The sequence below is a fragment of the Photorhabdus khanii NC19 genome (assembly GCF_000517265.1).
Taxonomy (GTDB): domain Bacteria; phylum Pseudomonadota; class Gammaproteobacteria; order Enterobacterales; family Enterobacteriaceae; genus Photorhabdus; species Photorhabdus khanii.
On the sequence record NZ_AYSJ01000009.1, the window covers coordinates 1 to 12,989 of the forward strand.

Consider the following 12,989-nt stretch of genomic DNA (forward strand, 5'->3'; position numbering starts at 1 on the left):
CTGTCGTTCGCGGTTTTTTTCAACAAAATGTGCATTTTTGGTTTTTTTTTACACAAAAACGGATATCATCGACAGTAATTATTCCCAAACTAAAGTAGTATAAATGAATAAATGCGGGAAAAGGTTCAAATCTACTATGCAATTTAAAGAACAAAGAAAAGCTTCCCAGAAAAACCTTTCTTATCTTTTAGCTGAAAAAATCGGACAACAGATTTTGTCTGGTGAATATAAAACTGAAACCATCCTCCCTGGTGAAATAGAACTCGCTGAACAGTTCAACGTCAGCAGGACCTCTGTTCGCGAAGCGATAAAAATACTTGCAGCCAAAGGTATGCTATTACCTCGCCCACGTATTGGTACTCGCATCATGCCAACTATGCACTGGAATTTCCTTGATCAGGATTTATTAAAGTGGTGGATGAATCGTGATAATCTTAACCAGGTGATTGAACACTTCCATATAGTGAGATTGGCAATAGAACCACAAGCTTGCTTTCTTGCTGCAAAAAATGCCACACAAGAACAAAAGAAGCAGCTTTTACAACTAATAGATGAAATGTATCTGTTGAAAGAAAATTTCAACCGGGAAAAATGGATAGATATTGATTACCAGTTTCACCACACCATTTATAAATCCTGTGGAAACCCATTTTTAGGTTCCTTTGCCAACTTATTTCGTCCAGTTTATCAGAACTATTTCGAAGCTATTATTTCCGACAAAGTTGTGCAACTGGAAGATCATAAAACAATTGTTGATTCAATCATCAAAGGTGACAGTCGCAGAGCACTTCTCGCTTGCCAAAAGTTATTAACAGAGCATGAATGATCTTATATAGTAATGTGTTAGATTAATATCTAATTGAACATTGGTTAATAAATACAGCAGGACGATTAATGGTAAAAACCGCTCGTAATATGGCGGGGCTACCCTGGATTGCTGCAATAGCTTTTTTTATGCAAGCTTTAGATGCAACAATTCTCAACACAGCATTGCCCGCTATTGCTGAAAGCCTCGAACACTCACCTCTGGCGATGCAATCTGCTGTTGTCAGCTATACTCTGACTGTTGCTTTGCTAATTCCAGTCAGTGGCTGGCTAGCAGATCGTTTTGGTACCCGCCGGGTATTTATTTTTGCTGTGTCCTTATTTTCTTTCGGCTCCCTAGCCTGTGCTTTGTCAGGTAATTTGGCTTTTCTGGTTATTTCCCGTGTAATTCAGGGAATTGGTGGTGCAATGATGATGCCGGTAGCCCGCCTTGCCTTATTACGCGCATACCCACGTAGTGAACTTTTACCCGTTATGAATTTTGTCACCATGCCAGGATTAGTAGGGCCAATTCTTGGTCCTATGCTTGGTGGGTTACTAGTCACTTATGCTACCTGGCATTGGATATTTATTATCAATATTCCAATTGGTTTATTGGGGATTATTTATGCTAAAAAGCATATGCCTAATTTCACAATGCCAAAGCGTTCATTCGACTTTTTCGGTTTCATACTTTTTGGACTGAGTTTAGTCATGGTTTCCGTTAGTTTAGATTTACTGGGGGAGAGTTCGTTACCAGGCTATATACCTCTCATAGTTATGGTCGGCGGTTTTATGATATTATTTGGCTACCTGATGCATGCCAGAAAACACCCTCAACCACTTATCAGTCTGAAGTTATTCCGTACTCGCACATTTTCTATCGGTATTATCGGTAATATTGCTACGCGCCTGGGAACTGGGTGTATTCCTTTTCTGATGCCTCTGATGCTACAAGTTGGTTTTGGTTATTCAGCAATCCTTGCCGGGATGGCGATGGCACCAACAGCTATCGGTTCTGTTATAGCTAAATCTTTTGTTACTAATGTATTAACACGTTTCGGTTATCGTAAAACTCTGGTTAGCATAACAGTCATCATCGGATTAATGATTTCCCAATTTTCACTGCAATCACCAGAAATGTCCGTTGCTCTTTTAGTTATCCCACTATTTTTACTAGGTATGGCAGTATCCATTCAATTTACTTCGATGAATACCATTACTCTGGCTGATCTGACCGATAATAATGCCAGCTCAGGAAATAGTTTATTAGCGGTAACTCAACAGTTATCTATTAGTTTCGGTGTTGCAGCAAGTGCGGCTATCCTCCGTTTCTATGAGTCTATACCTTATGGAACAACAGTCGATAATTTCCAAAACACTTTTATTACAGTGGGAATAATTACTTTACTCTCTTCTTCCACCTTCCTGTTATTACATAAGGAAGATGGAGATAATATGATCAAGGATAAGAAACAGAGTACTTAAGAACGGGAAACTGAGTTACGCTCAATCAATGTTGGAGTTAATACTAACAACTTAGGATCACTCTCCGGGTTATCCATCCGACAAAGCAAAGTATCAACAGCCAGTTTTCCCAATTCATCTTTTGGCTGATGAATGGTTGTCAACGGTGGGATCATATAAGGGGCCAGGTCGATATCATCATAACCAATGATCGAGATATCATCCGGCACGGAAAGCCCTGCTCGGTAAAGAGCCTGATAAGCACCAACAGCCATTGCATCATTGCCAGCAAAAACAGCTTCAGGCAGTTCTGGATTTTGCAGTAATTTTTGCATTGATTCAAAACCACCAGCAAATTCAAAATCACTATAAATTTCATATCCTTCAGGAATAACAAGGCCAGCATCTGCCATTGCCTTTTTATATCCTTCCAACCGATGACTAGCAGGCGTTTTATCTTGTGGACCTGCAATACAGGCTATTTTCTTAAAACCACAGCTAATAAGGTAATTAGTGGCCATCTCTCCTCCCAACAAGGAGTTGTCCTGAATTACATCGCTAACAATATCAAATGGAGACCAATCCATCATAACCATCGGCAAAGGGGGATAACGGCGCAAAACATCACAGGAATTGTGTTGGTTCTCAGTACACATGATCAACACCCCATCTACCCGCTTTTGCAGCAACGTTTCCATGCTGTAATCCATTCGTTTGGTATCACCTTCTGTATTACACAAGATAAGGCTGTAACCACGTTCATAACAGCTTCTTTCAACCCCTCTTACAATTTCAGCATAAAAAGGGTTATTACTGGTTGTTACCAACATACCAATGGTTTTTGTTTGCTTGATTTTAAGACTTCGTGCAAGCGCCGATGGAGCATAATTTAATTGCTCAATAGCATCATTAACTTTCTTTTTTACACCATCACTGACATAACGGTTATTATTAATAACATGAGACACTGTTGATGTGGAGACGCCTGCAAAACGAGCAACATCTTTCATTGTAGCCACAGTCAGTCCTGTTCAGTTAAAAATGCATCAATTTCATTTCGCCACGGGACAGAAGGTTGAGCTCCCTGACGGGTTACCGCTATTGCAGCAGCAGAGTGGGCAAACCGTACCGCAGATAACATTGCTTTTCCTTCCAGCAAAGCTGTCACAAACGCGCCATTGAAAGTATCTCCCGCCGCAATAGTATCTACAACTTTAACTTTAAATCCCGGAACAATTTCTCCTTTCTGACCTTTTTCACTCAACCATACACCACGGCTACCCAATGTGATAATAACTGTTTCAATACCTTTATCGTGCAATATCTGAGCCGCTTTTTCCGCACCTGAATCATCGTTTACTGTAATTCCAGTCAGGTATTCAGCTTCAGTTTCATTCGGAGTAATAATATCCACCAGCGAGAGCAGTTGATCAGATAATTTTTGTGCCGGTGCCGGATTAAGTATTACTTTCGTATCATTTTTTTTAGCTATCTCTGCGGCAAGTTGTACAGTTTCCAATGGAGACTCAAGTTGCATTAATAATGCATCCGCCTCTTCAATAATATTTTGGTAGCGATAGAAATATTTCGGTGTCAGTGCAGCATTAGCCCCCGTATTGATACCAATCACATTTTCACCTTGCTGATTAACGAAAATCAACGCTACACCGGTTGTTTCCCCTTCGATAACTTCAATGCCAGAAGTTTTAATATTATCCATTGCTAATTGCTGGCAGATACGGGAACCAATATCGTCCTCACCGACACAAGCAATAAATGCAATATCAGCACCACTGCGACCTGCTGCTACCGCCTGATTAGCACCTTTACCACCAAAAGCAATCTGGTATTGTTTCCCGATCACCGTTTCACCCGGACGAGGGAACGATTCAAGATTCAAAATATGGTCAGCATTAATGCTGCCAAGCACTGCAAGTTTTGCTGTACCCATTAAATCTATTCCTTTTCCATTATGCCGTTACCATCAATTAGCAACAGCACAGTAATACCGATTTATTTTTTAATAACCAGCTCCAGTTCTACAGGAATAACAGCATCAACTTTTTTGCCTTTCAGCACCTTGTCCGCTGTCTGAATGCCAATGATACCAATCTGATCAGGACGCTGAGCGATTGTCGCGCCTAATTTCCCACCTTGAACAGCTTTGATACCCTCTGCCGTGCCATCAAAACCAACAACTAATACATCTCTTTTACCTGCTGTCTGTAAAGCACGCAGAGCCCCCAACGCCATCTCATCATTCTGAGCAAATACAGCTTGTATAGCCGGATGAGCTGTCAGTAAGTTCTGCATAACATTCAAACCCTTAGTACGGTCAAAATCAGCGGGCTGACTAGCCAGCACATTAAGCTTATGTTCTTGTACTGCTTTATTAAATCCTTCACCACGTTCACGGACAGCAGAAGTGCCAGTAATACCTTCTAACTGAATAATGTTGGCTTCATTCCCTAATTTTTCAGCAATAAAATCACCCGCTATTTTACCACCTAGGCGGTTATCAGAAGCAATATGGCTGACAACCGTACCTTTATTCGCTATCCGATCGAGAGTAATTACTGGAATTTTCGCATTGTTAGCTATGATAATGGCATTACCTACAGCATCAGAATCAGTTGGGTTAATCAGCATTAGTTTAGTACCACGTACCGTCAAATCCTGAACATTAGCTAGTTCTTTCGCTGGATTATCCTGAGAATCCAATACAATTAGGTTATAGCCCAACTTATCCGCCTCTTTTTGAGCACTCTCTTTCATGGAGACAAAAAATGGATTATTTAGTGTAGAAATGACTAGCGCGATAGTATCTTTCGCTAACGCATTTACACTTATAGTCGCGCCTAGTACAACAGCAGATAAAATTGTGACTAATTTCTTCATTCTCATTATATTATTTCCTGTAGGATGAGGTTATTTACCACTTTTGTTATCAACCAGAACTGCCAGCAATATTACACTTGCTTTAACAATCATCTGGTAGTTAGAAGAAATACCTAATAAATTTAAGCCATTATTTAAAAAACCGAGGATTAGCGCACCAATCAAAGTCCCCGTAATTAATCCCTTACCACCAGCCAGACGGGTTCCGCCCAAAACGACAGCAGCAATAGCATCCAATTCATAACCACTCCCCGCCATTGGTTGAGCCGAAGAAAGACGGGCCACTTCAATAATACTTGCTAATGCCGTCAGTAAACCGCATAAGGCGTAAACGATAATCTTGATTTTATCGACACTGATACCAGACAAACGGGTAGCCGATTCATTACCACCCAGAGCATAAATATAACGACCTAAGCGGGTGTGGTGCAGGAGATACCATGCAATAACAAAAATGATCAACATCAGCCATATTGGAGTAGGAATTCCCAATGGGCGACCAATACCAAACCAGCCAAACAGATCCGCATTATTACTGAATCCTGTATTTATTGGGCTACCATCAGTATAGACGCGGGTTATTCCACGAAGTAATAACATCATGACCAAAGTGGCAATAAAAGCCTGTACTTTACCTTTAGCAATGATTATTCCTGTACAAGCACCGATCGCAGTACCTAAAGCCAAAGCCCCCACTACAGCCACCAGCGCATTAACTTCCATACCAACCAATGAAGCGGCTACTGCGCCTGTTAATGCAAGCAATGAACCAACAGACAGATCAATACCCGATGTTAAAATAACCAATGTCATCCCAACTGCCATAATGGCATTGACTGATGTCTGTTGCAGAATATTAAACAAGTTATTTAACGTGAAAAAATTTGAGCTAAGAGAAGAAACTACGGCTATCAATACTAACAACGCAATCAATGACTTTTGCTTCAGTAACCACTCTTTAGTAAACCAACGCTTAGATGTCGGTGATATGTTCGAATTCATACTGAATTACTCCCGAATCGTTCCATATTGTTTGCCAACAGCCGCCGCCATCAAAATTTCTTGAGTTGCCTGTTCAGCAAAAAATTCTCCGCTGATATGACCTTCATACATGACCAAAATACGATCACTCATTCCTATCACTTCCGGCATTTCAGAAGAAACAAGGATGATACTCAAGCCCTCTTTTTTGAACTGATTAATGAGTTGATAAATTTCTTTTTTTGCACCGACATCGACTCCCCGCGTCGGCTCATCCAAGATAAGAATTTTAGGTCTGGTCATTAATCCACGAGCAATTGCCACTTTTTGCTGATTACCCCCAGAAAGCAGGTTAATCGTCTGCTCCATTGAAGGTGTTTTGATATTAAATAACTTGATAAAGTCATTGACTGCCTGCTGCTCTTTTTTATGGTTCAGGCTACCTGATTTATTACTAAAATAACGTAAAGCGGTAAGAGACATATTCTCTTTAACCGACATATCCAAAACTAATCCATCACACTTCCGATCTTCTGAAATATAAACAATCCCACAAGCTAACCCATCCTGAGAACGACGGGTTACAACAGGCACCCCATCCAGAGTAATTTGTCCTTGAGTTTTTGGCAACGCACCATAAATAATTTTCACTAATTCAGTGCGACCAGCCCCCATCAACCCCGATATACCCAAAATTTCTCCACTATAAAGGGAAAAGCTAACATTTGTCACACCGGGACCAGAAATTTGCTTAACTTCAAGCCGCTTCTTACCACGAGGCAAATTTAGGCGAGGATATTGCTCTTCCAGTTTTCGCCCAACCATCATTTCAATCAGCGTCTCTTCTTTTAACTGCTTTACCGGCTTTTCACCAATAAATTGTCCATCACGGAATACTGTAACATCATCGCAAATTTCAAAAATTTCTTTCAGACGATGAGAGATATAAACAATACCGCACCCCTGCAATGTCAGTTCACGTATTACGTTAAACAATGATTCAGTTTCTGTATCAGTCAGTGCATCAGTTGGTTCATCCATAATGATAACTTTGGATTCAAAACTCAGCATCTTAGCAATCTCAATCATTTGCTGATCACCGATAGAAAGTTCAGCTACCCGCCAGTGACTGCTGTAACTTAAATTCAACTTTTTCAAAAGGCGATCGGCTTCCTGATACATTTTTTTCCAATCAATGGCACCAAATTTATTAACGAATTCACGCCCCAGGAAAATATTTTCTGCAATAGTCAGTTGAGAAATAAGATTTAATTCTTGATGGATAATCCCAATACCCGCGTCCTGAGAGGATTTAGGACCAGAAAAAGTCACTTCTTTTCCCAAATAATGAATTGTGCCTGTATCTTTGGTATATATTCCGGTCAACACTTTCATCATCGTGGATTTACCTGCACCATTCTCCCCTACCAATGCCATGACTTTGCCCGGATAAACACGTAGTGCAGCGCCGGATAATGCTTTAACACCAGGAAAAGATTTACTAATTCCTTTTAGTTCCAGTGCAGGTCGCATAACCACCTCAAAATGTCACACCAGCACAAAGGATGATATTAGCATAAGGAGAATTCTCTCCTGTGAGAATCATCGCTCGGCTATACTCCGTTTTCTCTTTCAATATATTATGACTGATATATTCCACAATAATTGAATTCCCTTGTTGTTCCTCTAGTTCCTTAATCTGAGATAATATTAATTGATGTATCAAAGGATTATAGATAATGATCTCCTCTGCCAAAAATGCAGCTTCAACCTGCATTTCCTGAGTCACGACATTAAGAACGGATATAAAACTAGGGATCCCCTGGGTTAGCGCTAAATCAATCCGCTGGGCTGAAGAAGGAATTGGTAACCCAATGTCACCAATTGTAATCTGGTCAGTATGCCCCAGCCGAGAAATTACGGCTGAAATTTCAGAATTAAGTAATACACCTTTTTTCATTTTTTTATTCCATTAGCGAAACGTTTCGCTATTAAAGTAATATAGAAAGTAACATTTAAAATGCAACATTAATAATACAAAAGTGTGATCGTTATCGATAACGTTTCGACAATAAAAAAACCAAAAATAAACGTTAACTGATTGAATATTTGACGCTGAATCGATTTTTAAGGTAAATATAGTCTTCATCAATAAATGATGATTAAAATCTATGAAGAAGAATGATTAGATTTTATTTATCCCAACAGATAACATTGGTATGAATTATGCGAACAGTGGAAAAAATAGCTTGTTTAAGTAACTATCTGGAGAGTGGTCTGTATGAAAGACAACTGACGATTCGTTTATGCCTGCTAGCTGCACTGTGCGGGGAAAGCGTTTTCCTGCTTGGTCCCCCAGGGATCGCGAAAAGTCTGATAGCCCGCCGATTAAAATTTGCGTTTCGTGATGCCAGAGCATTTGAGTATTTGATGACCCGTTTCTCCACTCCCGAAGAAATTTTTGGTCCTCTTTCTATTCAGGCATTGAAAGAAGAAGGACGTTATCAGCGACTGACCACTGGCTATTTACCTGAAACTGAAATTGTCTTTCTCGATGAAATATGGAAAGCAGGCCCGGCAATTCTCAATACCTTGCTGACTGCAATTAACGAAAGAAAATTCAGGAATGGGGATACAGAAGAGAAAATTCCGATGCGATTACTGATAACAGCATCTAATGAATTACCTGAAACAGATAGCAGCCTTGAGGCTCTTTATGACCGAATGCTAATCCGTATTTGGTTGGATAAAATTCAAGAAAAACAGAACTTCCGGGCACTACTTACTAACCAAAAAGATGAAAATGATAACCCTGTCCCAGAAAATATTCAGATAACAAGTGAAGAATTTCATCAATGGCAACAAGAGATTAATAAAATAGTCCTACCAGAGAATTGTTTTGATATTATCTATCATCTACGCCAGCAACTTGATGCAACAGAACATTCACCTTACGTTTCAGATCGGCGCTGGAAGAAAGCAATTCATTTATTACAAGCTAGTGCTTTCTTCAATGGCAGAAGAGAAATATCGCCACTTGATTTAATATTGTTGAAAGATTGTCTGTGGTATGATCTTCACTCTTTCAAATTATTACCTCAATATCTGAATACTCTCATGATCGAACAAGCCTATCAGCAAAGAGTATCATCTCAGCAAATTGATTCACTTTATCACCAATGGATTCAAGCCCGTCAGGATAAAAATAATCAGCAGGCGTTGTACCTGGAAAAACAAACAGGCTTGTTTGGACGCAAAATACAATATTCGCTACCCGATCACATCAATGAAGAAAAATTGACTTTGTTCCTGCATACACCTCTTCATATCCATGATATTCAAGTTAATTTTATTGAAGCGGAAAAAAAGATGCTAAATACCTGGATAAATAAAGGTGGAAGTTTACCAGCCCGCTTGAACGGTATCGGTTTTCCACAAGATATAGCAGCCGAAATTAATTCAGCACATCAACCAGAGATTTTTGATATTAGCCGTCGTTCCTCTACTTTATATTTACCGGATAGTCAATATCAACAAAACGAAAAAAACAGCGAGTGGTTGGAAAAACTGGAAAAAATTAACCAAGAGATTCACCATCAACGCCAATTATTTAGTCAGCATCAACCATGTATATTCATTGAAAACCATTGGGTTGCTGCAATAGAACAAAGTTTTATCCAACTGACAGATAAAATCAACCAGTTGAAAATAAAAATGGGCAGTTAACAAATGATTAGCCTAACCACTCTTGATCTTTTATTGTCAGTAAACGAAGGAGAACTGATAGAAGAGATCATATTAACTCTTCTGGCCTCACCTCAGTTAGCTATCTTTTTTGAAAAATATCCTCGTTTAAAACGTGCGCTACTGAAAGACATTCCCGGTTGGAAACAAGATTTACAACAAAGAATTAAAGAAGCGCTAATTCCTGCCCCCCTGGCAGAAGAATTTCAGTTATATCAACAAGTACTGTCTGCCAACACCAATAATTTTTATCTTAAACTTCCCGATATTCTGGAAATACTGAACCAAATTAAATCCCCTTTTATTGAAGAAGCACAGAAATTGGTAATCGGCACCACTGATCATTCAAATGCATTACAAATCCTGTTTATCCAACGATGGCGGCTCAGCCTGATCCTGCAAACTACAACTTTCCACAAGAAATTACTGGAACAAGAAAAAGAGCAATTACTGGCAGAATTGCAACAACGGCTAACACTAAGCGGTAATCTTGATCCTGTTTTCAGTGAAAATGACAGGGCGGCGGGACGGTTATGGGATATGAGTAAAAGTCAGTTAAACCATTCCCGAAATGATGAACAGTTATTGATTCGCTACAGTGAATTTCTTCACCAACAACCCGAACTGGAAAAACTGGCTCAATTACTTGGTCGTAGCCAATCTGCAAAATCAAAACCACAGGAAAGCCATCTTCTCGAACCCTTTACTACCATTGAACAGACACCTGATACCGTTCCTGAGCAGGTAAATGGCATAGGGCAAAGTGATGATATTTTACACCTGTTACCAACAGAACTGGCAATATTAGGAATTGAAGATCTGGAATATGAATTTTATCGCAGATTGGTGGAAAAGCGCTTATTGACCTATCGCTTACAAGGCGATAGCTGGCAACAGAAAACAACATTACAACCAGTCACTCATTATAATAAGGAGGAAAAGCCAAGAGGGCCATTTATTGTCTGTGTGGATACTTCCGGCTCTATGGGAGGATTCAATGAAAAATGTGCCAAAGCTTTTTGTCTGGCACTGTTGCGCATCGCACTAGCAGATGATCGTAACTGTCACATCATGTTATTTGCTACAGAAATTGTACACTATGAACTATCTTCACCAGATGGTCTGGAGCAAGCTATTCGTTTTCTCAGCCAGACTTTTAGAGGAGGAACAGATTTAGCTTTTTGTCTGGCAAGTACAATAGAAAAAATGAAAGAGCAATGTTGGAAAGATGCTGATGCTGTTGTTATTTCAGATTTCATTGTCCAGCGTTTACCGGACCCACTAATCCATCAGATAAAAAATCTGCAACAGCATCAGCAACACCGCTTCCATGCGGTCTCCATGTCCCAATATGGTAAGCCCGGTATTATGCGGATATTCGATCATATCTGGCGTTTTGATACCGGACTCAAAAGCCGTTTACTGCGAAAATGGCGTCACTGAATTGAATCAGAGCATGCCTTCTACAGTTTCGCGTACTTCAGGTGACCATATGCTACATTGAACCTGACCGATGTGTTTCATTTGCAGCAGTAACATCACCAAACGGGATTGACCAATACCTCCGCCAATCGACTGTGGCATATCGCCTTTGAGTAACGCCTGATGCCAATCATATTGCAAGCGCCCTTCATCACCGGTCAGCCCTAATTGGCGCTCCAGCGCTTCTGCATCAACACGGATACCCATGGAAGAGATCTCAAAAGCGTCCTCTAATACAGGGTTCCAGACAATAATGTCGCCGTTCAGACCAGCAAAACCATCACTGTTTGGCGTCGTCCAGTCGTCATAATCCGGAGCACGAACATCATGTGCTTGACCATCAGATAATTTAGCACCAATACCAATGAGGAAAACAGCGCCCAATTCTTTAGCAATAGCACGTTCACGACCTTTTGCATCCAGATCCGGATAGCGGCTCAGAAGCGTTTCACTGTGAACAAAGTGAATTTGATCTGGCAGGAACGGCGCCAGACCAAACTCTTTGCTGACAGCTTTTTCTGTTTCTTTTATTGCTTCGTAAATTTTGCCTACTGTCTGTTTTAGATAAGCAAGTGAGCGTTGCCCATCTCCCATCACTTTTTCCCAATCCCATTGATCAACATAAACAGAGTGGATTGGTGTTAAGCGATCCTCGTCCGGACGCAATGCTTTCATGTGAGTGTAAAGCCCTTGCTCCGGCTGAAAATCAAAACGACCCAATGTCTTACGTTTCCATTTAGCCAGTGAATGCACTACTTCGAAAGTTGAATCCGGTAACGTTTTCACTTTTACCTGAACAGCCTTTTCATGGCCGGACAAGTTATCCTGAATGCCATCACCCAAGCAGCTTAGGATTGGCCCTTGTACTTCAATCAGACCCAGTTTGCTTTCCAGCAAACGGGAAAAAAAAGATTTCACGAAACTGATTTGTTGCTGCTTCTCAATAAATGACTTTTTCATAATATTATTCTCAAATTCTTAGGTAGCCCTGATGTCCTGTTGAAAACATTAAGCAATAGAATGAGGTATAAATTCAATATACTTTAATAAAAATAGTCTTTATGCTTTATAAAATTCATTTTCAATAGAGTAAAAATGAAAATTCGATAAAAAATGGAGCTAGAAATGGCAGATATTTATCAGATCGATAATCTGGACCGCGGCATACTTCACGCTTTAATGGACAACGCACGCATACCTTATGCTGAACTGGCAAAGAAATTTACTGTCAGCCCAGGAACCATTCATGTTCGTGTAGAAAAAATGAAGCAAGCAGGGATCATCACCGGTACCAGAGTAGATATTAGTACTAAACAACTGGGTTATGATGTTTGTTGCTTTATTGGCATTATTCTTAAAAGCGCTAAAGATTACCCATCAGCCCTAAAAAAATTAAGTAACCTGAATGAAGTCGTTGAGGTCTACTACACAACAGGTCACTACAGCATCTTTACTAAAGTTATGTGCCGCTCAATTGAATCTCTTCAAGATGTACTTATCAACAAAATCCAGACTATCGATGAGATCCAATCAACAGAAACCCTGATCTCCTTGCAAAACCCGATTATGCGAACAATCAAGCCATAAGATAAAATTTGTTATAACCATATTAT

The 12,989-nt window shown here is 40.0% G+C and carries 12 protein-coding genes; 5 read left to right on the forward strand and 7 right to left on the reverse strand.

Annotated elements, in window-relative coordinates; all coding sequences use genetic code 11:
- The first annotated feature begins 136 nt into the window (after window positions 1-136).
- Entirely contained in the window at window positions 137-826 is a 690-nt protein-coding gene (locus PTE_RS08815; RefSeq protein ID WP_036845236.1) for a FadR/GntR family transcriptional regulator, read from the forward strand.
- 68 nt (window positions 827-894) lie between these two features.
- The gene (gene mdtD / locus PTE_RS08820; RefSeq protein WP_036845238.1) at window positions 895-2,292 is read left to right on the forward strand and encodes a multidrug transporter subunit MdtD; all 1,398 of its coding nucleotides are present in this window, start codon (window positions 895-897) and stop codon (window positions 2,290-2,292) included.
- Here mdtD and rbsR read toward each other — a convergent pair.
- The 6 genes from rbsR to rbsD form a co-directional block, all read right to left on the reverse strand.
- On the reverse strand, window positions 2,289-3,290 hold the full coding sequence (gene rbsR / locus PTE_RS08825) for a ribose operon transcriptional repressor RbsR (protein ID WP_036845241.1): 1,002 nt from the start codon (window positions 3,288-3,290) through the stop codon (window positions 2,289-2,291). The two genes, mdtD and rbsR, sit on opposite strands and share 4 nt — an antisense overlap.
- A gap of 2 nt (window positions 3,291-3,292) precedes the next feature.
- The gene (gene rbsK / locus PTE_RS08830) at window positions 3,293-4,222 is read right to left on the reverse strand and encodes a ribokinase (protein ID WP_036845244.1); all 930 of its coding nucleotides are present in this window, start codon (window positions 4,220-4,222) and stop codon (window positions 3,293-3,295) included.
- Window positions 4,223-4,284: 62 nt separating this feature from the next.
- Window positions 4,285-5,175 carry a ribose ABC transporter substrate-binding protein RbsB gene (gene rbsB, locus PTE_RS08835; protein WP_036845247.1) on the reverse strand — a complete coding sequence of 297 codons (891 nt, stop codon included), beginning with the start codon at window positions 5,173-5,175 and terminating at the stop codon, window positions 4,285-4,287.
- A 24-nt stretch (window positions 5,176-5,199) separates the two neighbouring features.
- Entirely contained in the window at window positions 5,200-6,171 is a 972-nt protein-coding gene (rbsC, locus tag PTE_RS08840) for a ribose ABC transporter permease (protein ID WP_036845249.1), read from the reverse strand.
- Window positions 6,172-6,177: 6 nt separating this feature from the next.
- Window positions 6,178-7,683, reverse strand: a complete 1,506-nt coding sequence (rbsA, locus tag PTE_RS08845) for a ribose ABC transporter ATP-binding protein RbsA (RefSeq protein WP_036845251.1) — start codon at window positions 7,681-7,683, stop codon at window positions 6,178-6,180.
- 7 nt (window positions 7,684-7,690) lie between these two features.
- Window positions 7,691-8,110, reverse strand: a complete 420-nt coding sequence (rbsD, locus tag PTE_RS08850) for a D-ribose pyranase (protein WP_036845253.1) — start codon at window positions 8,108-8,110, stop codon at window positions 7,691-7,693.
- A gap of 266 nt (window positions 8,111-8,376) precedes the next feature.
- Between rbsD and ravA the strand changes: the two genes are divergently transcribed.
- Both ravA and viaA read left to right on the forward strand, forming a co-directional pair.
- Entirely contained in the window at window positions 8,377-9,876 is a 1,500-nt protein-coding gene (gene ravA, locus PTE_RS08855) for an ATPase RavA (protein WP_036845256.1), read from the forward strand.
- Between the two features lie 3 nt (window positions 9,877-9,879).
- Window positions 9,880-11,337: an ATPase RavA stimulator ViaA gene (gene viaA, locus PTE_RS08860; RefSeq protein WP_036845258.1), complete on the forward strand. Its 1,458-nt coding sequence runs from the start codon at window positions 9,880-9,882 to the stop codon at window positions 11,335-11,337.
- 6 nt (window positions 11,338-11,343) lie between these two features.
- Here viaA and asnA read toward each other — a convergent pair whose 3' ends face one another.
- On the reverse strand, window positions 11,344-12,336 hold the full coding sequence (gene asnA, locus PTE_RS08865) for an aspartate--ammonia ligase (protein ID WP_036845260.1): 993 nt from the start codon (window positions 12,334-12,336) through the stop codon (window positions 11,344-11,346).
- Window positions 12,337-12,501: 165 nt separating this feature from the next.
- Between asnA and asnC the strand changes: the two genes are divergently transcribed.
- Window positions 12,502-12,963, forward strand: a complete 462-nt coding sequence (gene asnC, locus PTE_RS08870) for a transcriptional regulator AsnC (protein ID WP_036845262.1) — start codon at window positions 12,502-12,504, stop codon at window positions 12,961-12,963.
- Window positions 12,964-12,989: the final 26 nt, after the last annotated feature.

Bases quoted from the DNA above. Each gene is read 5' to 3' on its own strand.
- rbsB (WP_036845247.1), bottom strand. From the start codon at position 5,175: ATGAGAATGAAGAAATTAGTCACAATTTTATCTGCTGTTGTACTAGGC.
- rbsK (WP_036845244.1), bottom strand. From the start codon at position 4,222: ATGGGTACAGCAAAACTTGCAGTGCTTGGCAGCATTAATGCTGACCAT.
- rbsC (WP_036845249.1), bottom strand. From the start codon at position 6,171: ATGAATTCGAACATATCACCGACATCTAAGCGTTGGTTTACTAAAGAG.
- mdtD (WP_036845238.1), top strand. From the start codon at position 895: ATGGTAAAAACCGCTCGTAATATGGCGGGGCTACCCTGGATTGCTGCA.
- ravA (WP_036845256.1), top strand. From the start codon at position 8,377: ATGCGAACAGTGGAAAAAATAGCTTGTTTAAGTAACTATCTGGAGAGT.
- rbsA (WP_036845251.1), bottom strand. From the start codon at position 7,683: ATGCGACCTGCACTGGAACTAAAAGGAATTAGTAAATCTTTTCCTGGT.
- asnA (WP_036845260.1), bottom strand. From the start codon at position 12,336: ATGAAAAAGTCATTTATTGAGAAGCAGCAACAAATCAGTTTCGTGAAA.
- viaA (WP_036845258.1), top strand. From the start codon at position 9,880: ATGATTAGCCTAACCACTCTTGATCTTTTATTGTCAGTAAACGAAGGA.
- PTE_RS08815 (WP_036845236.1), top strand. From the start codon at position 137: ATGCAATTTAAAGAACAAAGAAAAGCTTCCCAGAAAAACCTTTCTTAT.
- asnC (WP_036845262.1), top strand. From the start codon at position 12,502: ATGGCAGATATTTATCAGATCGATAATCTGGACCGCGGCATACTTCAC.
- rbsD (WP_036845253.1), bottom strand. From the start codon at position 8,110: ATGAAAAAAGGTGTATTACTTAATTCTGAAATTTCAGCCGTAATTTCT.